This window comes from Streptomyces durocortorensis, assembly GCF_031760065.1.
Lineage (GTDB): Bacteria > Actinomycetota > Actinomycetes > Streptomycetales > Streptomycetaceae > Streptomyces.
This window is the reverse complement of sequence record NZ_CP134500.1, coordinates 3534687-3557027: the sequence shown is the minus strand read 5'-3', so window position 1 is coordinate 3557027 and position 22341 is coordinate 3534687. Positions and strand designations below refer to the sequence as shown.

Below are 22341 nucleotides of genomic sequence, written 5' to 3'. Positions count from 1 at the left end.
AGTGACCTGTCGCAGCGAAGGTTGAGCGATTCTCATCGAGGGTTGAGCGGGACCCGCTGAGGTCAAGCGGAGCTGGTGATGTCCCGTCTCGGCGAGGGTTGATCAGCCTCAGCGGAGTTTGACCGTTCGGACCGGCGCGGCAGCTCTGCGGCTGGTTCAGTCGATGGAGTTCTCCGGTGGGGGCCACGGTCCGTCGAAGGCCGGGCCACAGTCAGGGGGCAGGTGGGCCACTACCAACGCAGCCGCCTCCTGCGGTGTGAGTGACTCTCCCAGGACACGCTGCGGCACGCCCAGCGGCGCGTACACGATGCACGATTCCACGTCACCCACGATGAACGGCAGGTCGTTGCTCCACGGGTCCTGCGTGTTCCGGTGGAAGGAGAGCGCTCCGTGACTCGGAAAGGGGAACAAGGCCCGCAACCGCGGTTCGGCGTGGGCGGCCTCTATGACCGCGGGCTCCCCCCGTCGTGCCCCGGGACGCCTCTCCAGTATCCCTCGCCAGGTCTTCTCGACCACCGTCTCCTCAGCCATCCCGCGATCATGACGTCCGCACCCGGCCAGGACAACCCGCCACCTCGACGGCCGAACTCCGAGCCCAGCTCGCGGAGCTCTCCCGAGGACCGGTCAGCCGAGGCGTCTCTCGTCGTGGGATATGAGGGCGAGCCACTCGATTCCCTCTTCGATGTCTGAGATCGGTCAAGGTCCAGTGAGACGGGACAGCCAGGGGGAGGGTGGCTTCTTCCATGGGGGGCAAGGGGCGTCGGGTGTGCCTCGCCGACCTGGGCCTCCGTGGCACAAAGAAGGTTTATCCGCTCTTCGTCATACGTGAGAGGGAATCGGGCGGGCAGAGGGGGTTCGCCGGGGATGCGCTGGGCAATTCTGGTCTCGCGACGTCGTGACCAGCACCGGGACGGTCGGCCAACTGGCCCGGAACCAGCCGCAATGGGCGCATCAGCCGTATCGGATATATCGGCTGTATCAGACGCGTCAGATGAATCAGCCGCACAGGCTGGATATGAAGCCGTACTTCCGTTTCCTGGAGGAAATGACATGGCAAGCATCCGTACCGCTCGTGCCCTCGCCGCAGTCGCCGCCCTGCCCCTGACCGTCGCACTCTGCGGCGGGGTTGCCCTGGCGGACAACGGCTCTTTCGCGAACGACGGATCGAACGCGGCCGTGGCGACGATCGGCGGCAGCGGTGTCGGCGGCAACAACTCCGGCAACTCGTCCACGACCCAGCAGCAGGCCGTCGGCGCCGGTGCGTCGAACCAGAACACGTCCGCCCAGGTGAGCGGCTCGGCCTTCACGGCCATCGACCAGTCGGACCACAGTGTCGCCGTGAACTTCACGCCCTTCTTCTGGTGATCGACCCCGGGTGATCGACCAGGGTGATCGGCCTCTGATGGTCGACCCCGGCTGATCGTCTTCCGGTGATGCGGTCGCCGGGACCTCCCGGGGGGTGGGTCCCGGTCGTCCGGACAGCAGCCCGTGCGGCGGCGCTTCGGTGCCACGCGCGGGCTGTTGCCGTTGTTGCCGCTCGCTGTCGCTTGCCGTTGTCTGCTGATGCCCTTGACAGGCGAAGTCGATCTGACGGACAGTCAGAAACCGGTCCCTGTCGTTCTGAGCCGCCCCCGGAGGTCCTGTCGTGCACCTCGCCCCGACGGAGCGCCAGCAGCAGCTGCGTGCCGAACTGCGCGCGTACTTCGCGGCCTTCCGGGCGACGGCCGGGCATGGGGACCCCGGCGAACAGCGGCGGATGCTCCGGCGGATCGGCGCCGACGGCCTCCTCGGGCTCGGCTGGCCCGAGGAGTACGGCGGGCAGGGCCGGGGGCCCGACGAACAGTTCGTCTTCTTCGACGAGGCCTACCGGGCCGGCGCCCCCGTCTCCATGGTCACGCTCAACACGGTCGGCCCGACCCTGATGGCGTACGGGACTCAGGAGCAGAAGGCGTACTTCCTGCCCCGCATCCTCAGCGGCGACCTTGTCTTCGCGATCGGTTACAGCGAGCCGGAGGCCGGTACGGACCTGGCGGCGCTGCGCACCCGTGCGGTGCGGGACGGCGACGACTGGGTGGTCGACGGTCAGAAGATCTTCACCAGCAACGCCCAGCAGGCCGACTGGATCTGGCTCGCCTGCCGTACGGATCCCGAGGCCCCCAAGCACCGCGGAATCTCGATCATCCTCGTGCCGACCGACCATCCCGGCTTCTCCTGGACCCCCATCGAGACCGTGGGCGGGCTGACGACCACCGCCACGTACTACGACGGCGTACGCGTCCCCGCCTCGAACCTCGTCGGCGCCGAGAACGACGGCTGGCGGCTCATCACCAGCCAGCTCAACCACGAACGCGTCGCCCTGGCCGCCATCGGCATGCAGGCCGAGGACTTCTACGAGGAGGCCCTCGCCCACGCCCGTACCCCCGACCCCACTACGGGGCACCGCCGGATCGACGAGCCGTGGGCACGCGCCCGGCTCGCGGAGGCATACGCCCGGCTCGCGGCGACCCGGCTGCTGAACTGGCGGCTGGTCGGCGCGGTCGGGGCGGGGGAGCTGGCCCCCGGAGAGGCGAGCGGCGTGAAGTTCGCGGGTACCGAGAGCGCCGTGGAGGTCTACCGGATGTGCCAGGAGGTGGTGGGGGACGCCGCTCTGCTGCGGGCGGGGACACCTGGCTGTTTCGGGGCGGGCGGTGGTGAAGGCGAACTGGAGCGGATGAACCGCGCCGCGCAGATCAACACCTTCGGGGGCGGCGTCAGCGAGGTCCAGCGCGAGATCGTCGCGACGATGCGGCTCGGGATGACGCGGGGCAGGCGGTGAACCCGGACGCCCGTACGGTACCGGCCGATACTCCGGACCCCCTGTACGACCGGCTCACCGCCTACGTGGGCCGCCCTGCCGCGACCGGCGGCACCGGCAAGGACCCCGTCAACGAACCCATGATCCGCCACTGGTGCGAGGCGATGGGTGACACCTCCGCCGCCTACCGGGGACCCGACGCCGTCGCCCCGCCGACCATGCTCCAGGCCTGGACCATGGGCGGGCTGGCCGGGCACGGAAACAGTCACGGAGGCGGTCATGGAGGCGGCCACGGAAACCGCTCCGCCCGCTCCGCGGCGTACGACGAACTGCTCGGTCTGCTCGACGGCGCCGGGTACACCTCTGTCGTCGCGACCGACTGCGAGCAGGAGTATCTGCGCCCCCTGCGGCCCGGCGACCGGATCACCTTCGACGCCGTCATCGCGTCCGTCTCCCGCCGCAAGACGACCAAGCTCGGCACCGGGTACTTCGTCACGACCCGCCTGGACGTCCGCGCCAACGGCGAACCGGCCGGGACGCACCGCTTCCGTATTCTCAAGTACCACCCCGCGCAACGGAGGAAGCAGCCGCCACTCCGCCCCCGCCCTGTCGTCAACCGCGACAACGCCGGGTTCTGGGACGGCGTTGCCGAGCACCGGCTCCTCATCCAGCGCTGCACCGACTGCGCGACGCTGCGCCTCCCCTGGCTGCCCGGCTGCAACGCCTGCGGCGGCCCGGAGTGGGACACCGTCGAGGCGTCCGGTGCGGGCGCGGTCTTCAGCCATGTCGTGATGCACCACCCGCCCTTCCCCGCGTTCGACCCGTCGGGCGAGGGCGGCCCGTACGCCGTCGCGCTGATCGAACTGGCCGAAGGCGTCCGGATGGTCAGCAACGTGATCGGTGTGCCGTACGACAAGGTCCGCGTCGGCATGCCCGTACAGCTGGAGTTCCTCCGTACGGACCCCGATCTGGAACTGCCGGTCTTCCGGCCGAGCGAAGGCGGCCGTTGACATGGACTTCACCCCGAGCGAGGAGCAGTCCGCAGCGCAGGGTCTGGCCGCGCGGATCTTCGGCGACCTGGCCACGCACGAGCGGCTGGCGGCGGCCGGTACGGGCACGGACGCGGCTCTGTGGAAGGAGCTGTGCGCGGCCGGACTGCCCGCCGCCGTCGAGGACATCGGGCTCCTCGGCCTCGTCCTGCTCCTGGAGGAACAGGGCCGGACCACGGCCCAGGTGCCGTTCGCCGCCAGCTGCGTGTACGGGCTGCTCGCGGTCGCCGGACACGGTACGGCGGAGCAGCGCGATCGCCTGTTGCCGGGCCTCCGCGACGGTACGGCGGTGGCTGCCGGGGCCTTCCCGGCGCGGGGCGGCGTACACGCCTCGGACGGTGCTCTGTACGGGGCCGTCCCCTGGGTCCCCTGGCTGCGCGACGCCACCCACGTACTGGTGGCGGACGCGGACCGGGCCCTGTGGATCGTCGAGGCGGGCGTGCCGGGCGTCACCGCCGAACCCGTGGAGACGACCGCGCCCTGGTCGGCGGGGCGGCTCGTTCTCGACGGTGCACGCGGGGAGCGCCTGGGGGGCGGGCCGGGGGCGTACGCGGCCGTCCTCGCCACCGCCCGTACCGCCTTCGCCGGGCTCCAGGCGGGCGTCGGCGCGGGATCTCTCGCGCGTGCCGTGCAACACACCACCACCCGCGAGCAGTTCGGGCGCCCCCTCTCCACCAACCAGGGCGTCCTGCTCCGCGCCGCCGACGCTCACATGGACACCGAGGCGATCAGGGTCACGGCGTACGAGGCGGCCTGGCGGCACGACGAGCGGCTGGATTACGAAGCCCAGGCGTTGACCGCCGCCTGGTGGGCCTCCGAGGCGGGCCGGCGCGTCGTGCACGCGGGCCAGCACCTGCACGGCGGCACCGGGGCCGACCTCGACCACCCGGTCCACCGGCACTTCCTCTGGGGCCGCCAGCTCGCCGCGTACCTCGGCTGCGGCGGCGAAGTCCTGGATGAGCTGGGCCTGTTGCTCGCGGACACCGAGGGTGAGGGGGCGGCGAAGTGACAAGCGACCGTGCGACCCACCGCGTCGGTGACGAGCTGCCGCCCCTGGAGATCCCGGTGACCCGGACCCTGATCGTCGCCGGGGCCATCGCCTCCCGCGACTACCAGGACGTCCACCACGACGCCGAACGGGCCCGGGAGAAGGGCTCGCCCGACATCTTCATGAACATCCTCACCACCAACGGGCTCGTCGGCCGCTACATCACCGACCACTTCGGCCCCACCGCCGTCCTCCGCAAGGTCGCGATCCGCCTCGGCACCCCGAACTACCCGGGAGACGTCCTGCGGTTGACCGGCCGAATCACCGCTCTGGATGCCGGGGATTCAGGGGATTCCGAGGACGCCGGGGATGCCGGGGATGCCGGGGATGTCGAGAGACCCGTACGGGCAACCGAGGCCACCGTCGCGGTCACCGGCGACAACGGCATCGGTCGCCACGTCACCGGCACGGTCACCGTCACCGTCGCCCTCGCGGGCGCGAGCACAGGCACGAGCACTGGTGCGGGCGCGAGCACGAAGGAGACGGGCGCATGAGTATCCGCAGAGCCGACACCCTCGGCGGAAAAGCGGCCGTCGTCGGCATCGGAGCCACCGAGTTCTCCAAGGACTCCGGCCGCAGCGAACTCAAACTGGCCGTCGAAGCCGTCCGAGCCGCCCTCGACGACGCGGGCCTCACCCCCGCCGACGTCGACGGTCTCGTCACCTTCACCATGGACACCAGCCCCGAGATCACCGTCGCCCAGGCGGCCGGGATCGGCGAGCTGTCGTTCTTCTCCCGGGTCCACTACGGGGGCGGCGCGGCCTGCGCCACGGTTCAGCAGGCCGCGCTGGCGGTGGCGAGCGGGATCGCGGACGTCGTCGTCTGCTACCGGGCGTTCAACGAGCGCTCGGGCCGCCGCTTCGGCTCCGGCGTCCAGCGGCGTGAGCCCACCGCCGAGGGTGCGGCGCTCGGCTGGAACCTGCCGTACGGGCTGCTCACCCCGGCCTCCTGGGTGGCGATGGCGGCCCAGCGCTACCTGCACACGTACGGCCTGGAGCCGGAGGTCTTCGGGCACGTCGCGGTGGCCGGCCGACGGCACGCGGCGCGGAACCCGGCGGCGTACTTCCACCGGAAGCCGATCACGCTCGCCGACCACGCCTCCTCCCGCTGGATCGTCGAACCGTTGCGGCTGCTCGACTGCTGCCAGGAGACCGACGGCGGCCAGGCGCTCGTCGTCACCAGCGTGGAGCGTGCCCGAGACCTGCCCCGACCGCCCGCCGTGGTTCTCGCGGCGGCCCAGGGCGCGGGCCGGTCGCAGGAGCAGATGACGAGCTTCTACCGGGACGGGCTGACCGGGCTGCCGGAGACCGCCGTCGTCGCCCGGCAGCTGTGGCGCAGCTCCGGACTGTCCCCGGCCGACATCGATGTGGGCATCCTCTACGACCACTTCACGCCGTTCGTCCTGATGCAGCTGGAGGAGTTCGGTTTCTGCGATCCGGGGGAGGGCGGGGCGTTCGTCGCGGCGGACACGCTGCCCCTGAACACCCATGGGGGGCAGCTGGGGGAGGCGTACCTCCATGGGATGAACGGCATCGCGGAGGCCGTCCGGCAGATCCGTGGCACCTCGGTGAACCAGGTGGCGGGGGCGGCGAGGTCCCTGGTCACGGCCGGGACGGGGGTCCCGACGTCGGGGCTGGTCCTCGGCGCGGACGGCTGAACCACCCGGCACCGGCTCGGGGACGGACCCTGACGGGGGGCGGTGTCCCGTCCACCTTCAGGAGGTCCAGGGCGTACGGCCCCTACAACCTGAGGCGGACGGTGCTTCGCGACCTGGGGCCGATCCCCCGGGCGGGCCGCGCTCCTAGCGTTGAGTACATGACCACGCCAGTCTGCGCAGGCGCCTCCCGGGCGGCCTCCGCCACCGCCGCCGGCCACCACCCCCACACGCCCTACGCGTCGTTCTCCTCGTACGTACGGGCCCGGGGGCCGGTTCTGCTGCGCACGGCGCGCTCACTCACCGCTAACCCGTGCGACGCCGAGGACCTGCTGCAGACCGCGCTCGCCAAGACGTACGTCGCGTGGGAGCGGATCGAGGACCACCGGGCGCTGGACGGCTATGTCCGCCGGGCCCTGGTGAACACCCGCACCTCACAGTGGCGAAAGCGCAAGGTCGACGAGTTCGCCTGCGAGGAGCTTCCGGAACGGGAGACGGTCCCGGCGCCCGACCCGGCCGAGCAGCAGTCGCTGCACGACGCGATGTGGCGCGCGGTGCTCAAGCTCCCGGACCGCCAGCGCGCGATGGTCGTCCTGCGCTACTACGAGGATCTCAGCGAGGCGCAGACGGCCGAGGTGCTCGGGGTGTCGATCGGTACGGTCAAGAGCGCTGTCTCCCGTGCCCTCGGCAAGCTCCGCGAGGACCCGGAGCTGACGCCGGTCCGCTGACGCCGGTCGGCTGTTGCCGGTGGGCTGACGCCGGTCCGCTGTTGCCGGGCGGCTGCGCCCGTCCGCTCAGTTCCGTCCCGCCCCCCGTGCGGCCCCGGACAGGAATTTTCTCCCGCGAGTAGTGACATACCACGTGGTATGTGAGCAGAATCAGCGGAACCTTACTGCCGCGTAGCGCCCACCGGGAGGACGCCGTGCTGAGCACCATGCAGGACGTACCGCTGACTGTCACCCGCATCCTGCACCACGGGATGACGATCCATGGGAAGTCGCAGGTCACGACCTGGACCGGCGAACCTGAGCCGCACCGTGCCACCTTCGCCGAGATCGGCGCACGCGCCACGCAGCTGGCCGGTGCGCTGCGCGACGAGCTGGGAGTCGACGGCGACCAGCGTGTGGCGACCCTCATGTGGAACAACTCGGTCCACCTGGAGGCCTACCTCGCGGTTCCCTCCATGGGGGCCGTGCTGCACACCCTCAACCTCCGGCTGCCGCCCGAGCAGCTCGCCTGGATCGTGAACCACGCGGACGACAAGGTGGTGATCGTCAACGGTTCGCTGCTGCCGCTCCTCGTGCCGCTGCTGCCCCACCTGCCGGGCATCGAGCACGTCGTCGTGGCCGGTCCCGGCGACCGCTCCGCCCTCGCCGGGGTCGCGCCGCGCGTGCACGAGTACGAGGAGCTGATCGCGGGCCGCCCCACCACGTACGACTGGCCGGAGCTGGACGAACGACAGGCCGCGGCCATGTGTTACACCTCCGGCACCACCGGCGACCCCAAGGGCGTCGTCTATTCCCACCGGTCCGTCTACCTGCACTCGATGCAGGTCAACATGGCCGAGTCGATGGGCCTGACCGACCGGGACACCACGCTCATCGTCGTGCCCCAGTTCCATGTGAACGCCTGGGGCCTGCCGCACTCCTCGTTCATGGCAGGCGTCAACATGCTGATGCCGGATCGGTTCCTCCAGCCCGCCCCGCTGGCCGACATGATCGAGCGCGAGCGCCCGACGCACGCCGCCGCGGTCCCCACCATCTGGCAGGGCCTGCTCGCCGAGGTCCTCGCCAACCCGCGCGACCTCACCTCCATGGCGAACGTGACCATCGGCGGCGCGGCCTGCCCGCCCTCCCTCATGGAGGCGTACGACAAGCTCGGCGTCCGGCTCTGTCACGCCTGGGGCATGACGGAGACCTCGCCGCTGGGCACCATGGCTCACCCGCCCGCCGGGCTGAGCGCCGAGGAGGAGTGGCCGTACCGCGTCACCCAGGGCCGCTTCCCGGCGGGAGTCGAGCCCCGGCTGGTCGGACCCGGCGGCGAACACCTGGCGTGGGACGGCGAGTCGGCCGGAGAGCTGGAGGTCCGGGGGCCCTGGATTGCCGCCGCGTACTACGGCGGGGCCGACGGCGAGCACCTGCGTCCCGAGGACAAGTTCAGTGAGGACGGCTGGCTCAAAACCGGCGATGTCGGCGTGATCAGCCCCGATGGCTTCCTCACGCTCACCGACCGGGCCAAGGACGTCATCAAATCGGGCGGCGAGTGGATCTCCAGCGTCGAGCTGGAGAACGCGTTGATGGCCCACCCGGACGTCACGGAGGCGGCCGTCGTCGCCGTACCGGACGAGAAGTGGGGCGAGCGTCCGCTCGCGACGGTCGTGCTCAAGGAGGGCGCCACCGGGACCGACTACGAGGCGCTGAAGGCGTTCCTCGCCGAGTCGGGGATCGCCAAGTGGCAGCTGCCTGAGCGCTGGTCGGTGATCGAGGCCGTGCCGAAGACGAGCGTCGGCAAGTTCGACAAGAAGGTGATCCGGAAGCAGTACGCGGCCGGGGAGCTGGACGTCACGCAGCTCTGAGGCCCCGCGCTCGTCGTTTCACGTGAAACATGGCGGGTGCGGTACGGAACTCCGTACCGCACCCGCCATGTTGTGCGTCCCGCGTACGCCCGCTTACGCCTACGTACGCCTAGTTGGTGCCGATCTTCGCCAGCAGGTCGACGATCCGGGACTGCACCTCGTCGCTGGTGGACCGCTCCGCCAGGAAGAGAACGGTTTCCCCGGAGGCGAGCCGCGGCAGTTCCGTCCGGTCCATCCCGGCCGAGGTGTAGACGACCAGCGGGGTGCGGTTCAGCTGGCCGTTGGCGCGCAGCCAGTCGATGATCCCGGCGCGCCGACGGCGTACCTGCATCAGGTCCATCACCACCAGGTTCGGCCGCATCCGGCCCGCCAGGTCGACGGCCTCGCTGTCCGCCGTCGCGTGCGCCACCTGCATACCGCGCCGCTCCAGGGTCCGGGTGAGGGCCACCGCGATCTCGTCGTGCTCCTCGATCAGGAGCACCCGGGGCGGATGCTGCTCGCTGTCGCGCGGGGCCAGCGCCTTGAGCAGGACGGCCGGGTCGGCGCCGTACGCGGCCTCCCGGGTCGCCTGCCCCAGACCGGCCGTGACCAGCACCGGAACCTCGGCGGCGACGGCCGCCTGGCGCAGCGACTGCAAGGCGGTACGGGTGATGGGCCCGGTCAGCGGGTCGACGAACAGCGCGGCGGGGAACGCGGCGATCTGGGCGTCGACCTCCTCGCGGGAGTTGACGATCACCGGACGGTAGCCCCGGTCGCTCAGAGCCTGCTGGGTCGGTACGTCGGGGGCGGGCCAGACGAGCAGCCGACGCGGGTTGTCCAGCGGCTCGGGAGGCAGCTCGTCGTCGACGGGATACGGGTGCGGCCGGTTGGCGACCTCGACCGCGCCTCCCGGCCCGTCCAGCGGCTCGGGCCCCTCAGCGCCTTCGTCGGGCGCCCCTATGGCGTAGGCGCGCCCCTCCCCGACGGAGGGCGCGAGCAACTGGCCGTCGCCGTAGCCGGGGACGGTGGGGAGACCGATGGCGGGGTTGGCGGGGGCTGTGGGGCCGGTCGCGCTGGGCCCTTCCGCTCCCTGGCTCTGCTGTTGTCCGGGTTGCTGGGGTTGCTCGGGTTGTCCGGACCGGGCCTCGGGCGGGGCGGCGAGCTTGCGACGGCGTCCGGCGCCCCCGAGGCTCTGGTGCTGCTGGTTCTGCTGATGGGCGAGGTGCTGGGCGAACGGCACGCCCTGGCCCAGTGTCCGCACGCTGAACGCCCGCCCCTGCGTCGAGTCGGGGTTCCCGCCCGGCATCGGTTCCTCGGCGGGCAGCGGCTGCCGCCGCGCGTCCGGGACGGGGATGCCCACATCGCCGTCGGCCGGGTGCGACACGGACTCGGGTGCGGCCTGCGCGGTGCCTGTGGTGCCGGTGGTGTGCGCGGTGTTGGCGGGGTGGCCGGTGTCGGCTGCCGGGAGTTCCGGAGCATCCGGGCTCAGGCCGGCCGGGGAGGTGCCCGTGCCGATGCTGGTGTCGGTGGCGTAGGCGGTCCGGCCGTGTCCGTCCCAGGGGGCGTTCTCCGGTGCGGGAGTCCGGCCCGGCCCGTGCGGGAGGTCCTGGGCGGCGGAGCCGTGGGCCGGCCAGCCGGGCTGCACCGGGGCGATGGGGTGCGCCTGCGGCGGCGTGTGGCCGGCCTCCGGGGCGCTGCGCCCGTGGTGCGAGGCGCTCTCGTCGCCGTGGGCGGCCGCGGCGTCGGGGGGCAGGGGGGCCCGGTCCGCGTCGGCGGGGGGCAGGGCGAAAGCGGTACGCGGACCGGCGTCGGCGGCGGTGCGCTCCTGGGCGGCGGCCAGCGCGCGCCGGGCCCGCCGCCCCCCGGGCTGCTGGGGCTGGGGCTGGGGCTGCGCCTGGGCCTGCTGGAGCTGCTCCGCGCCCACGGGGTCACCGTTGCCGTCGGCGTTGCCGTTGGTGTTGCCGGACGCGAGGGCGGGGAGGGCGCGGTTCTCGCCGTCCCGCCGGGCCCGTCGTCCGGTGGGCGGAACGGGCTGCTGCGGGTCCACCGGGACGCCCTGCGGCGGCACTGTCTGCCCGAGCTGCGGACGCCCACCGCCCCCTTGAGCCCCCTCGGCGGCGGTGACGACGGACCCCTCCGAGGGAGCCGAAGGAGCCGAGGGAGCCGACGACGGGGCCGAGGGAGGAGCGGAGGAAGGAGCTGCGGTCAGCGCCAGCGCCCCCCGCTGAGGCTGCTGCTCCGCGAGGACGGCCTCGGCGCCCCCCGGAACCGTCCCCGAAACGCCCCCTGGAACATCCGCCGGAACCGAACCCGGCACCGATGCCACTGCCCCCCGGGCCGCCCCCGGAACGGCCTCGGCCGGGCTGGGGCGGCCGCGGCGACGCCCGGAGCCCTCGCCCTGCTGGGCCGGGATCAGCTCGGGGGCCTGCTGCTCCTCCACCGCGGCCGGCCCGCGGCGCGCCCGCCGCCGTCCGGTCGGCTCGGCGCCCGCCCTGTCGTCAGGAGCGGAGGCCGCGACGGCCTCGGCCTCGCCTGCGCCCGCGCCCTCCGGCGTACCGACGGGGCTGTCCAGGAACGCGTTGGTGGAGGACCGGCGGGCCCGCCGCCGCCCGCCGCTGGTGACGCCCGGCGCACCGATGCCTGCCGGCGACGAGGGCGACGCCGGAACGGCCTCCGCGACGGGGGCGTGTCCGACGGCCTCCGGGGTCTCCGCGGCCTCCGGGGCCTCCGGGGCCTCCGGGGGCGCGATCGCGCCCGCAGCCGCGCCGATCGGCACGTCGAGTACGTACGCGCTGCCGTTCATGCCCGGCATCTCGTGCGTCTGGAGCACCCCGCCGTGCGCCCGGACGATGCCGCGCACGATCGGCTCGTGCACCGGGTCGCCCCCGGCGTAGGGCCCGCGTACCTCGATCCGTACGACATCGCCGCGCTGGGCCGCGGCCACGACCACGGTCGAGTCGACGTAACCGCCCCCGGGAACGGCCCGGGCCTTGCCGGTCGAATCGACGCCGCAGACGTCCGCGACGAGATGGGCGATGGCGGTCGCGAGCCGACGGGCGTCGACCTCCGCCTCGATCGGCGGGGTGTGCACGGCGAACTGGGCGCGTCCGGGCCCGATCAGCTCGACGGCCCCGTCGATACCGCCGGTCACGATCCCTTCGACCATCGCGGGGGCCTTGCGCAGCCCCTCCACCCCGGCGTCGAGACGCTGGTAGCCCAGCACGTTGTCGACGAGCGTCGTCATCCGGGCGTACCCGGCGGCGAGGTGGTGCAGGATCTGGTTGGCCTCGGGCCACAGCTGCCCGGCCGGGTCGGCGGCGAGTGTGGACAGCTCGCCGCGCAGCTCCTCCAGGGGCCCGCGCAGCGAACCGCCGAGGACCGCGGTGAGCTGGGAGTGCCGGTCGCCCAGGGCGGCGATCCGCTCGGCCTGCTCCTTGGCCTCGGCGGCGTACCGCTCGCTCCGCTCGGCGAGCTCGGCGGTGTGGGCCTCCTTCAGCGCCTCCACCTCGGCGGCGTGCGCTTCCTTGAGCGCGGTGACCTCGGCGGAGTGGCTGGCGGTCAGCTCGGCGACGACGTTCTTGTGCTGGGCGGACAGCTCCTCGTAGGGGCGGCGGTCGGTGAACGTCATCACCGCGCCGACGAGCTGGTCCCCGTCGCGCACCGGCGCGGTCGTCAGGTCCACCGGCACCTGCGCGCCGCTCTTGGACCACAGCACCTGGCCGCGAACCCGGTGCTTGCGCCCCGACTTGAGGGTGTCGGCGAGTGGGGAATCCTCGTACGGGAACGGCTCGCCCTCCGCCCGCGAGTGCAGGATCAGCGGGTGCAGCTCCTGGCCGCCGAGGTCGCTGGCCCGGAAGCCGAGGATCTGGGCGGCGGCGGGGTTGACGAGGACGACGCGCCCGTCGGTGTCGGTGCCGACGACGCCCTCGGACGCGGCGCGCAGGATCATCTCGGTCTGCCGCTGCGAACGGGCCAGCTCGGCCTCGGTGTCGACGGTTCCGGAGAGATCCCGCACGACGATCATGAGGAGCTCGTCGCCGGTGTAGCTGGAATGGATGTCGTTGTACGCGGCCTGCCCGCTGTCGAGGCTCGCGCTGGTGACCTCGACGGGGTACTCGTGCCCGTCCGTGCGCCGCGCGATCATGCGCGTCGGCTTGGTCCTGCCCTGCTCGTCCGCAGCCTCGGGCCGGCGCATCGAACCCGGGATCAGCTTGGAGTCGAACTCCGGAAGCAGATCGAGCAGTCCGCGACCGACGAGCGCGGTGCCCGGCGTCTCGAACATCTCCAGGGCGATGGCGTTGGCGTTGACGACCGTGCCGTTGCAATTGACGAGCAGAAGCCCGTCCGGAAGGGCATCGAGTATGGCTGCGAGGCGAGCAGTGCCTCGGGATGGCCTGCTGCTCACGACGACGCTTCCTCCCTGGTTACCGCACCTTGCCGACAGCGGGCCCCATCTTGCCCCTCGGGCCGCAGACTGTCACTGGAGGAGTCTAAGGGCAGGGGAGGCCCCGGGGGCGGCGGATGAGGGGGAGCTCTCACCAAGGTTCTGTACGCGCGGTGCACGCCACGGGCCCCTGACGTGAGCGTCCGCGCACCGTGTGACGTGCGCGGACGCGGGAAGCCGCGCCTGGCTCCGGGCCTGCGAGGCCTCGGCCGCCGGGAGGACGACGAACAGCTTTACGCCGCGGCCGAAGGGGCTTTCGGAGGTAAGGGGTACCGGACGGAGAGGGCTGCCGGACGGATGGGGTACCGGACGGAAGCAGCGACCGGACGGAAGGGGTTGCCGGAGGGAAGGCGCTACCGGACGTCCGGGAGGACCGGCACCAGGCGGTTCCAGCGGGCGATCTCGCACCCGTCGCTGCGGCTCGCGGTGGTGTCCACGGCCCGGCCCTCCCAGGTGCCGACGATGCGCGCGGTGGCGTCGCCGCCGTAGATCATGGTGCACATGGTGCCCTCGGGCGTCGGCCGGAACAGGTCCTGCCGCCCGGCCCGGGTGGCCCCGGCCTCCGCCAGCCGGTCACAGGCGGCCTGCCCCCGCGGGTGGCTGCCCCCGGTGGGCCCGCACTTCAGCTCGAAGGTCCCGTCGGCCCCGGCGACCCCGGTGTTCCCCACGGTCACGGTGAGCCGGGTCAGCGCCTCGTCCGCCGCGCCCTTGCCCTTTCCGTCGTCCAGGAACCCGGGCAGCGGCGGGACCGGCAGGGGCAGTGGCCCGAGGGCGGGCCGGGCGGCTGCCAGCGGCCCGGAGGTGGGCTGGGCCGAGGGCACGGACCCGGAGGCGGTGGCGGTGGAGGCCGGTACGGCGATGGCGAGCGCGGCGATCGGGACGAGAGCGGTGAGGGCGAGACGGCGCAGCATGCGGAAGCTCCAGGATCTCTGCGGCACGGTCGGCCACGGGCTGCCAGGGACGATCGCTGACGCGCCCCGACGCGACGGCTGACGGACGGCTGACTGACGACGACGGCTGACGGAGGCCCGCGGCCCCCACCCCTCTCTAACGCGCGCCGCGCCCGGACGTTGCGCCACCATGCCGAACTGCTTTGCCCTGGCACCCGCAGGGCTAGTAACGTTGGCGGCGATTGGTGGCACGACGTTCGACTGTGTCATCATCTGCACGCACCACTCGCGTCCGCGCGAGGTGTGTGGAGGAGGCGTCGCCTAGTCCGGTCTATGGCGCCGCACTGCTAATGCGGTTTGGGTCTTAAAGCCCATCGAGGGTTCAAATCCCTCCGCCTCCGCTCCACCCCGAAGCCCCGTGCCCCTGGCACGGGGCTTCGGCCATTCCGGGGCGCGTACGGGCACGGAGGGCGCGTCGGGGTCCGGAGCCGGGGGCTGGCCGAGATCCGCCCCGGGAGGCTGTTTTCGCAGGTCAGTGGCGGTGTGGCCAATGGATTTCGCGTCACGGCGCAGGTCATGTAATGTTGTTCCCGCAACGCCGACCGGGAAGAAAAAGCCCGGAACGCCAAGCACTCGTAGCTTAACGGATAGAGCATCTGACTACGGATCAGAAGGTTGCAGGTTCGAATCCTGCCGAGTGCACAGCAAGCCGGAGGCCCCCAGGAGAAGTCCTGGGGGCCTCCGGCGTTCGCCCGCTGGGTGCCTCTGGCTAGGGTTTCTGCCTATGGACACCATGGGTGGGGATCTGGCCGAGAGCGCCACGGGACGCGGGACGGCTGTCGAGTTCGTCTACCGGCCGACGGCCGCGGACTTCGAGGAGGCGCTTCGGGCGCGTGCGCGCAGGACATGGGCGGGGCGGGCCCAGGTGTTGATGGGGTTGCTGGCGGTTCCCGCCACCGCGTGCGTCCTCGCGCTGTTCTTCGACACCTCGCCTGCCGTATGGGGCGTCACGGTGGTGCTCTCCCTGATCTTCGCGTCCGTGGGTGTCGTGATGGCGCTGCGCGCCGAGGCGCGGCGGATGTTCAGTGTCGTGGAGCCGTTCGGGCAGTGCCGCATGGTCGCCGACGAGGGCGGCGCGGTCAGTACCGGCGAGCGGATGTCGTTCACCTGCGAGTGGTCGGTGTACCGGGGGTACCTGGAGACCTCACGGCTCTTCGTCCTGTTCGGTGGTGAGCGCTCGGCCGGGGTCGCGGTGTTGCCCAAGCGGGGCGCCGAGGGCCCTGAGGATGTGGAGCGCCTCAGGGCGATCCTCGACCGGAACCTCAAGCGGCTGTAGCGGCCGCCGTCGCTCCCGTCGGCTCCTGCACGACCCGGCGGCGTCGGGCCGGCAGGCCGAAGGTGGGGTTCGCCACGCCCCAGGCCGCGCCCTTGCAGACCAGTTCCTTGTAGAGGGCGGCCGGGCGGCCGGTCAGGGCCGCGCTGACGGACCGGTCGTCGGCGGTGACGTACTGGATCAGGCCTTCCCTGCGGCCCAGGGAGACGCACTGGTTGAAGTAGCGGAGCGGGATGCTCGGGATCTTGGTGCCGGTCAGGCGGGCCGCGATGGCGTCGGCGGCCTGCCAGGCGGTGGGGACGCCGCTGGCGCAGGACATGCGCAGGGGCTTGTCGCCGGGGCCCGCTGCCAGGGCCGCGTCGCCGATGGCGTACACGTCCGGGTGCGAGACCGAGCGCATCGTGGCGTCGACGAGGATCTGGCCGGTGCCGGACGTCTCCAGGGCGGTGGCCTTCGCGACGGGGTGGACCGCGAAGCCCGCGGTCCAGACGGTGACCGCGGCCGGGATGTCCTGGTCGGTGGTCGTGACGTGGGTGGCGGTGACCTCCGTGACCGGGGTGTTCTCGTGCACGGTGATGCCGAGGCCGTCGAAGACCTTTCGCAGGTGGCGGGCACCCTTGGGGGAGAGCCAGTCGCCCAGTCCGCCGCGGGCGGCGAGGGCGACGTCGAGGTCCGGGCGGGCCTCGGCGATCTCCGTCGCCGCCTCCACGCCCGTGAGGCCGCCGCCGACGACGACCACCGCCTCCCCGGGGGCCAGGGCGGCCAGGCGGGCGCGCAGGCGCAGGGCTCCGGGGCGGCCGGCGATGTCGTGGGCGTGCTCGGCGGTGCCGGGGACGCCGTGGGTGTTCCAGCCGCTGCCGAGGGCGTAGACGAGGGTGTCGTACTCCAGGTCCTCCCGCTTCCCGGGGTCGTTCGTGTCGGTGACGGACACCGTCCTGCGGTCGACGTCGACTCCGGTGACCCTCGCGAGCCGCAGGGCGACTCCCGTACCGGCGAACATCCTGCTGAAGGGCCGGGCCTTGAGGTCCTGGCCGACCGCCAGCTGGTGCATCCGGACGCGCTCGGCGAAGTCGGGCCTGTCGTTGACGAGGGTGATGGAGACGTCCTCGCGGTGCAGCCGCCTGGCGAGGCGCCCGGCGGCGCTCGCTCCGGTGTAACCGGCTCCGATGACGATGACGCGGTGCCGACGCTGGTTCTGCTGCATGTCCTGGCTCCTGTCTCACGCGGTTTCGCCCCTTGAACCGGGCAGCCCGCTGTTTCCTGACAGGAGGGTGGCGTGACGCGCGTCACATTCGGTGTCAGAGGGTGTGGAGCAGGGTCTCTCCGTGGTCGGCGGCCGCCCACCGCACGTTCGCGCGTTCCAGCTTGTCGGGGTTGACCTGGCTGCGGACGGCGGTGATGCCGTCGGCGGTCATCTCCAGGAGCAGCACGCCGATGATCCGTTCCCCGGTCACCACCACGACGGCCGGTGCGCCGTTGGCGGTCGAGAGGTGGACCTCCGCGGAGCCGCCCAGGAGATTGCGCAGGGCCTGGTTGGGGTGGAACAGGCTCCGCATGAACGTCGCGACCGCGCGCGCACCCTCGAACGGCTTGGCGCGGGCCGGTACCTTCCCGCCGCCGTCGCCGATCGCGACCACGTCCGCGGCGAGCAGTTCGACGAGCGGTTCGGTCCGGCCGCTGGTGGCGGCCGTGAGGAACTCCTCGGCGATCCGCCGGGCGGCGGCCTCGTCGATCTCGGCGCGGGTCCGGCCCTCCGCGACGTGCTTCCTGGCGCGGTGGGAGATCTGCTGGCACGCGGACTCGGTGATGTCGAGGATCTCCGCGATCTTGCGGTGCGGGTAGGTGAAGGCCTCCCGCAGTACGTACACCACCCGTTCATTGGGCGACAGCCGCTCCATGAGGGTGAGGACCGCGTACGAGACGGATTCGCGCTGCTCGACGGTGTCGGCGGGGCCGAGCATCGGGTCCCCGGCGAGCAGCGGCTCGGGCAGCCACTGGCCCACGTACGTCTCGCGCCGGGCGCGCGCCGAGGTGAGCTGGTTGAGGCAGAGGTTGGTGAGCACCTTCGTCAGCCAGGCCTCGGGGACCTCGATGCGGTCGACGTCGGCGGCCTGCCAGCGCAGGAAGGTGTCCTGCACGGCGTCCTCGGCGTCGCTCGCGGAGCCGAGCAGCCGGTAGGCGATGGCCTCCAGGCGGGGCATGGAGGCCTTGAACCGGTCCACCTGGTCCTGGGTCAGCGCCATGGCCCGGATCCTAGCTGGCGGCGACGCCGTAGCATCGCCGGGCCGGTGCGGCCGGCGGTGTCAGGCCCTAGGGGAGCGGAGTCCGGGTGTCCGGTGGTGGGTGGCGGTGTGATGGGGTGCGGTGGCCGGGGGAGGCTCCTGAGCTGGGGTGGCGGCGGGGGCGTGAGCGGCGGGTGAGCGTGCTCGCGTACGGGGGCGGGCTCGGGTTCCGGGCTGTCGGGGAGCGGCGGTGTGCGGGGGCCCGGGGGAACGAGTGCCCGCTGGGGGCCGTGGTGGCCGGGCGGAGCACCGGGGGGCGGTGCGCCGAGTGTGCGCGGCTGGACCGGGCGCATTCGGTGGCGGCCGACACGATGCCGGACGACCCGCGGACGTACCGCGTCTATCTCGCCTGGTTCGGTCCCGGCCTGGTCAAGGTCGGGATCACCGGGGAGGAGCGGGGTGCCGCCCGGCTGCGGGAGCAGGGGGCCGTCGCGTTCAGCTGGCTGGGGCGCGGGCCGCTGATGGCCGCCCGGCGGACCGAAGAGGTGCTGCGGGCCGCCCTCGGGGTGCCGGACCGGATTCCGTACGCCCGGAAGCGGGCCGTGCGGGGGCAGTTGCCGGGGGCGGAGGAGAGGGCCGGGGCGGTGGCGGAGCTGTACGCGCGCGCCTTCGGGCTCCAAGGGCGTGACTGGCCCGAGTCGTTGGAGCCATTGCCGCTGGAAGTCGTCGACCAGGTCGAGGTGTTCGGGATCGGGCGAGGGGACGGTCCTCTTCGGGCCGTGCGGGAGCTCGTCGACGGAGGTGTCGTCGCCGGGCGGCTCGTCGCTGCCGCCGGGCCTGATCTCCACCTCGCGGTGGGCGGGGGTGACGCCGTCGTCGTCCTCGACACTCGGCTGCTCACCGGGTGGGAGCTTTCCGGTGTCCCCGATGCGGCCGCGATCGTCAGTGTTCCCCTTGTCGACATCGGGGGCGGCGGTGTGCAGGGTGGGTTGTTCTGAACGACGGTGAGGGAGCCTGTGCGTGGATGACGGTAGCGGGGACGTGGTGCGGTTCCGGGAGCGGCTCGGGCTGCCCGGGATCATCGATGTGCACACCCACTTCATGCCCGAACAGGTTCTGCGCAAGGTGTGGGCCTACTTCGACGCCGTCGGGCCGCTGACGGGGCTGGAGTGGCCGATCGCCTACCGGTACGAGGAGGAGCGGCGGCTCGCCGTGCTGCGGTCGTTCGGGGTGCTCCGGTTCACCGCGATGCTCTATCCGCACAAGCCCGGCATGGCCCGCTGGCTGAACGACTGGGCCGCCGGCTTCGCCGCCCGGACGCCCGACTGCCTGCACACCGCGACCCTCTTCCCGGAGGACGGCGTCGAGGTGTACGTGAAGGAGGCCGTCGAGGCGGGGGCCCGGGTGTTCAAGTCGCACCTCCAGGTCGGTGCGTACGACGCCAACGACCCGTTGCTGGAACCCGTTTGGGGGCTGCTCGCCGAGGCCGGGACTCCGGTGGTGATGCACTGCGGGTCCGGGCCCGCCCCGGGTGCGTACACCGGGCCCGAGCCGGTCGGGCGGCTGCTCGCGCGCCATCCGCGGCTGCGGCTGATCGTCGCGCACATGGGGATGCCGGAGTACCGGGAGTTCCTCGCGCTGGCGGAGCGCCACCCCGAGGTGCGGCTCGATACGACCATGGCGTTCACCGACTTCGGTGAAGGGCTGAGCCCCTTTCCGGCGGCGGAGCGGGGGCGGCTCGCCGACCTCGGTGACCGCATCCTGCTGGGGACCGACTTCCCGAACATCCCGTACCCGTACGTCCATCAGCTGGACGCGCTGGAGCGGCTCGGGCTGGGCGACGAGTGGTTGCGGGCGGTCTGTCACGGGAACGCCGCCGCCCTGTTCCCGTGACAGGGCTCCCGTGACAGCCTCCACCGTTTTCTCAGGGAAATCACAGAGACGGGTCAGGGTTCTCTCACCGGCGCCTCACAGAGTGGGCCCATGACGACGACGACCTCGCCCCAGGGGCGTACCGAACTGCTCCGGCCGGACCGTACCCCCGTGCGGGTCCTGGTCGTGGACGACGAAGCTCCGCTCACCGAGCTGCTCTCGATGGCCCTGCGGTACGAGGGGTGGGAGGTGCGCAGCGCCGGGGACGGGGCCGCCGCCGTCCGGGCCGCCCGCGACTTCCGTCCGGACGCGGTGATCCTGGACGTGATGCTCCCCGACATGGACGGGCTCTCCGTGCTGGGCCGGCTGCGCCGCGAGTACGCCGATGTGCCGGTGCTCTTCCTGACCGCCAGGGACGCCGTCGAGGACCGGATCGCCGGGCTCACGGCGGGCGGTGACGACTATGTGACCAAACCCTTCAGCCTGGAGGAGGTCGTGGCCCGGCTGCGCGGGCTCATCCGCCGCTCGGGCTCGGCGCTCGCCGCCGGGCGGAGCGAGTCGACGCTCGTCGTCGGGGACCTGGTGCTCGACGAGGACAGCCACGAGGTGAGCCGGGGCGGGGACGCGATCCACGTCACGGCCACCGAGTTCGAGCTGCTGCGCTTCCTGATGCGCAACCCGCGCCGGGTGCTCAGCAAGGCGCAGATCCTGGACCGGGTCTGGAACTACGACTTCGGCGGCCAGGCCAACGTGGTCGAGCTCTACATCTCCTACCTCCGCAAGAAGATCGACGCCGGGCGGACGCCGATGATCCACACCCGGCGCGGGGCGGGGTATCTGATCAAGCCAGGTGAGTAGCGGGCGCGTGGGCGGGGGAGCGCTGCGGCGGCGCTGGACGCTGCGGACCCGGCTCGTCGTCTCCGCCGTCTCCCTGATCGCCGTCGTCGCGGCCGTCATCGGGTCCGTCACCGCCATCGCCTTCCACAGCTACCTGTACGGCAAGCTCGACGACCAGCTGCACTCTGTCGCCGAGCGGGCCCAACGGCCGCCCGGGCCGGGGCCGGCACCCCAGGCCATGCGGGACGCCGGTCGGCTCGGGTTCATCGGCGGGGGCGGGCAGCCGCTCGGCACGTTCGGGGCCCTCGTCGACGACGGGGGCGTCACCGCGTCGAAGGTCGTCCAGGACAGCGGGCTGCGGTCCCAGGAGAGCGCGCAGCCGTTGAGCGAGGAGCAGGCCCGGGTGCTGGAGGACCGTGCTCCGGAGGTCGGTGAGAACGCCCGGAGCGTCGATCTGCCGGGGCTCGGCGGGTACCGCGTGGAGGCCGCGACCACCGCCGAGGGCCACACCGTCCTCGTCGGGATTCCCACCGCCGAGGTGAGCGGCGCGCTCACCACCCTGATCGTCGTCGAGGTCTGCGTCACCGCCGCCGGGCTGATCGCCGCCTCCGTCGCGGGCACCATCCTCGTCGGGGTCGCCCTGCGGCCGTTGCGCCGGGTCGCCGCGACCGCCACCCGGGTCTCCGAACTTCCCCTGCACAGCGGCGAGGTGGCCCTCGTCGAGCGGGTTCCGGATGCCGAGGCCGACCCGCGCACCGAGGTCGGGCAGGTGGGCGCGGCACTCAACCGGATGCTGGGGCACGTCGGTTCGGCACTGGCGGTCCGGCAGGAGAGCGAGACGCGGGTACGGCAGTTCGTCGCCGACGCCAGTCATGAGCTGCGCACCCCGCTGGCCTCGATCCGCGGGTATGCCGAGCTGACCCGCCGTGCCACCCGCAGGGAGGCCCCGGACACCGACCCCGTCACCCGGCACGCGCTGGGGCGGATCGAGTCGGAGGCGGACCGGATGACGGGGCTGGTGGAGGATCTGCTGCTGCTCGCCCGGCTCGATGCCGGACGTCCGCTCTCGTACGGGAGCACTGATCTGCTGCCGTTGGTCGTGGACGCGGTCAGCGACGCCCGGGTGGCGGACCGGCGAGGGGCCGGCCCGGGCGCCCGGCACCGCTGGCGGCTGGAGCTGCCCGACGAGCCCGTGACCGTACGCGCCGATCCCGCCCGGCTCCAGCAGGTCCTGGTCAACCTGCTGGCCAACGCCCGCACCCACACCCCGCCGGGGACCACGGTGACCGTGTCCGTCGGGCGGCCCGCCCGCGCCGGTGAGCCGGTCTGCCTGGAGGTGCGTGACGACGGGCCCGGGATTCCGGACGCCCTGCTGCCGCACGTCTTCGAGCGGTTCGCCCGTGGGGACGCCTCCCGCTCGCGCGGAGCCGGTCCCGCCGTCGGCACCGGGTCCACCGGGCTCGGCCTCGCCATCGTGCAGGCCGTCGTCTCCGCGCACGGCGGACGCGTACGGGTGGACTCCGTGCCGGGCCGTACGGTGTTCGCGGTCGAGCTGCCCGCCGACCGGGCGTGCGGTCGGCCCGAGAACTCACAGCGCGGGGACAGGCCCAGCACACCGGTGTGACAGCGCGGTTGGCGAACGTC

General features: G+C 72.6%; 18 protein-coding genes and 2 tRNA genes. 15 read left to right on the top strand and 5 right to left on the bottom strand.

Annotation, left to right across the window (positions count from 1 at the left end; all coding sequences use genetic code 11):
- Nucleotides 1-156: 156 nt before the first annotated feature.
- Nucleotides 157-531 carry a DUF6193 family natural product biosynthesis protein gene (locus RI138_RS15675; protein ID WP_311120433.1) on the bottom strand — a complete coding sequence of 125 codons (375 nt, stop codon included), beginning with the start codon at nucleotides 529-531 and terminating at the stop codon, nucleotides 157-159.
- A gap of 519 nt (nucleotides 532-1050) precedes the next feature.
- Here RI138_RS15675 and RI138_RS15670 point away from each other — a divergent pair.
- The 8 genes from RI138_RS15670 to RI138_RS15635 all read left to right on the top strand — a co-directional run bounded on the left by RI138_RS15670 (nucleotide 1051) and on the right by RI138_RS15635 (nucleotide 9120).
- Nucleotides 1051-1365 (top strand): hypothetical protein, encoded by a 315-nt coding sequence (locus RI138_RS15670; protein ID WP_096631978.1) that lies wholly within the window; start codon nucleotides 1051-1053, stop codon nucleotides 1363-1365.
- Between the two features lie 280 nt (nucleotides 1366-1645).
- The gene (locus RI138_RS15665) at nucleotides 1646-2815 is read left to right on the top strand and encodes an acyl-CoA dehydrogenase family protein (protein WP_311120432.1); all 1170 of its coding nucleotides are present in this window, start codon (nucleotides 1646-1648) and stop codon (nucleotides 2813-2815) included.
- The gene (locus RI138_RS15660; RefSeq protein WP_311120431.1) at nucleotides 2812-3804 is read left to right on the top strand and encodes a bifunctional MaoC family dehydratase N-terminal/OB-fold nucleic acid binding domain-containing protein; all 993 of its coding nucleotides are present in this window, start codon (nucleotides 2812-2814) and stop codon (nucleotides 3802-3804) included. The genes RI138_RS15665 and RI138_RS15660 overlap by 4 nt, the downstream gene beginning before the upstream one ends.
- A gap of 1 nt (nucleotide 3805) precedes the next feature.
- Entirely contained in the window at nucleotides 3806-4852 is a 1047-nt protein-coding gene (locus RI138_RS15655; protein WP_311120430.1) for an acyl-CoA dehydrogenase family protein, read from the top strand.
- Nucleotides 4849-5385 carry a hotdog family protein gene (locus RI138_RS15650; protein WP_311120429.1) on the top strand — a complete coding sequence of 179 codons (537 nt, stop codon included), beginning with the start codon at nucleotides 4849-4851 and terminating at the stop codon, nucleotides 5383-5385. The genes RI138_RS15655 and RI138_RS15650 overlap by 4 nt, the downstream gene beginning before the upstream one ends.
- Complete coding sequence (locus RI138_RS15645) at nucleotides 5382-6548, top strand: lipid-transfer protein (protein WP_311120428.1); 1167 nt, start codon at nucleotides 5382-5384, stop codon at nucleotides 6546-6548. Before RI138_RS15650 ends, RI138_RS15645 begins: the two co-directional genes overlap by 4 nt.
- 158 nt (nucleotides 6549-6706) lie before the next feature.
- Nucleotides 6707-7273, top strand: coding sequence for a SigE family RNA polymerase sigma factor (locus RI138_RS15640; protein ID WP_096631969.1), 567 nt, complete (start codon nucleotides 6707-6709; stop codon nucleotides 7271-7273).
- Between the two features lie 194 nt (nucleotides 7274-7467).
- Nucleotides 7468-9120, top strand: a complete 1653-nt coding sequence (locus RI138_RS15635; protein WP_311120427.1) for a long-chain fatty acid--CoA ligase — start codon at nucleotides 7468-7470, stop codon at nucleotides 9118-9120.
- Between the two features lie 109 nt (nucleotides 9121-9229).
- Here the strand turns inward: RI138_RS15635 and RI138_RS15630 are convergent, their stop codons facing one another.
- Nucleotides 9230-13504, bottom strand: a complete 4275-nt coding sequence (locus tag RI138_RS15630; RefSeq protein WP_311120426.1) for a hybrid sensor histidine kinase/response regulator — start codon at nucleotides 13502-13504, stop codon at nucleotides 9230-9232.
- 392 nt (nucleotides 13505-13896) lie between these two features.
- Entirely contained in the window at nucleotides 13897-14454 is a 558-nt protein-coding gene (locus RI138_RS15625; RefSeq protein ID WP_311120425.1) for an SSI family serine proteinase inhibitor, read from the bottom strand.
- 289 nt (nucleotides 14455-14743) lie between these two features.
- Between RI138_RS15625 and RI138_RS15620 the strand changes: the two genes are divergently transcribed.
- The 3 genes from RI138_RS15620 to RI138_RS15610 all read left to right on the top strand — a co-directional run bounded on the left by RI138_RS15620 (nucleotide 14744) and on the right by RI138_RS15610 (nucleotide 15769).
- Nucleotides 14744-14834, top strand: a tRNA-Ser gene (locus tag RI138_RS15620).
- A gap of 228 nt (nucleotides 14835-15062) precedes the next feature.
- Nucleotides 15063-15135, top strand: a tRNA-Arg gene (locus RI138_RS15615).
- 82 nt (nucleotides 15136-15217) lie between these two features.
- Nucleotides 15218-15769: a YcxB family protein gene (locus RI138_RS15610; protein ID WP_311120424.1), complete on the top strand. Its 552-nt coding sequence runs from the start codon at nucleotides 15218-15220 to the stop codon at nucleotides 15767-15769.
- On the opposite strand, the gene RI138_RS15605 is transcribed toward RI138_RS15610, so the two are convergent.
- Both RI138_RS15605 and RI138_RS15600 read right to left on the bottom strand, forming a co-directional pair.
- The gene (locus tag RI138_RS15605; RefSeq protein WP_311120423.1) at nucleotides 15756-16970 is read right to left on the bottom strand and encodes an NAD(P)/FAD-dependent oxidoreductase; all 1215 of its coding nucleotides are present in this window, start codon (nucleotides 16968-16970) and stop codon (nucleotides 15756-15758) included. The two genes, RI138_RS15610 and RI138_RS15605, sit on opposite strands and share 14 nt — an antisense overlap.
- A 94-nt stretch (nucleotides 16971-17064) precedes the next feature.
- Complete coding sequence (locus RI138_RS15600) at nucleotides 17065-18009, bottom strand: RNA polymerase sigma-70 factor (protein ID WP_311120422.1); 945 nt, start codon at nucleotides 18007-18009, stop codon at nucleotides 17065-17067.
- Between the two features lie 86 nt (nucleotides 18010-18095).
- On the opposite strand from RI138_RS15600, the gene RI138_RS15595 reads away from it, so the two are divergent.
- The 4 genes from RI138_RS15595 (at nucleotide 18096) to RI138_RS15580 (ending at nucleotide 22321) form a co-directional block, all read left to right on the top strand.
- Nucleotides 18096-18986: a DUF2797 domain-containing protein gene (locus RI138_RS15595; protein WP_311120421.1), complete on the top strand. Its 891-nt coding sequence runs from the start codon at nucleotides 18096-18098 to the stop codon at nucleotides 18984-18986.
- Nucleotides 18987-19008: 22 nt separating this feature from the next.
- The gene (locus RI138_RS15590; protein ID WP_311120420.1) at nucleotides 19009-19881 is read left to right on the top strand and encodes an amidohydrolase family protein; all 873 of its coding nucleotides are present in this window, start codon (nucleotides 19009-19011) and stop codon (nucleotides 19879-19881) included.
- Nucleotides 19882-19971: 90 nt separating this feature from the next.
- Nucleotides 19972-20718, top strand: a complete 747-nt coding sequence (locus RI138_RS15585) for a response regulator transcription factor (RefSeq protein ID WP_311120419.1) — start codon at nucleotides 19972-19974, stop codon at nucleotides 20716-20718.
- Nucleotides 20719-20740: 22 nt separating this feature from the next.
- A complete protein-coding gene (locus RI138_RS15580) occupies nucleotides 20741-22321 on the top strand; it encodes a sensor histidine kinase (RefSeq protein WP_311122905.1) in 1581 nt (526 codons plus the stop codon).
- Nucleotides 22322-22341: the final 20 nt, after the last annotated feature.

Coding starts and splice junctions, on each gene's coding strand:
- RI138_RS15675 (WP_311120433.1), bottom strand. CDS start 531: ATGGCTGAGGAGACGGTGGTCGAGAAGACCTGGCGAGGGATACTGGAG.
- RI138_RS15670 (WP_096631978.1), top strand. CDS start 1,051: ATGGCAAGCATCCGTACCGCTCGTGCCCTCGCCGCAGTCGCCGCCCTG.
- RI138_RS15655 (WP_311120430.1), top strand. CDS start 3,806: ATGGACTTCACCCCGAGCGAGGAGCAGTCCGCAGCGCAGGGTCTGGCC.
- RI138_RS15645 (WP_311120428.1), top strand. CDS start 5,382: ATGAGTATCCGCAGAGCCGACACCCTCGGCGGAAAAGCGGCCGTCGTC.
- RI138_RS15640 (WP_096631969.1), top strand. CDS start 6,707: ATGACCACGCCAGTCTGCGCAGGCGCCTCCCGGGCGGCCTCCGCCACC.
- RI138_RS15625 (WP_311120425.1), bottom strand. CDS start 14,454: ATGCTGCGCCGTCTCGCCCTCACCGCTCTCGTCCCGATCGCCGCGCTC.
- RI138_RS15610 (WP_311120424.1), top strand. CDS start 15,218: ATGGACACCATGGGTGGGGATCTGGCCGAGAGCGCCACGGGACGCGGG.
- RI138_RS15605 (WP_311120423.1), bottom strand. CDS start 16,970: ATGCAGCAGAACCAGCGTCGGCACCGCGTCATCGTCATCGGAGCCGGT.
- RI138_RS15600 (WP_311120422.1), bottom strand. CDS start 18,009: ATGGCGCTGACCCAGGACCAGGTGGACCGGTTCAAGGCCTCCATGCCC.
- RI138_RS15585 (WP_311120419.1), top strand. CDS start 19,972: ATGACGACGACGACCTCGCCCCAGGGGCGTACCGAACTGCTCCGGCCG.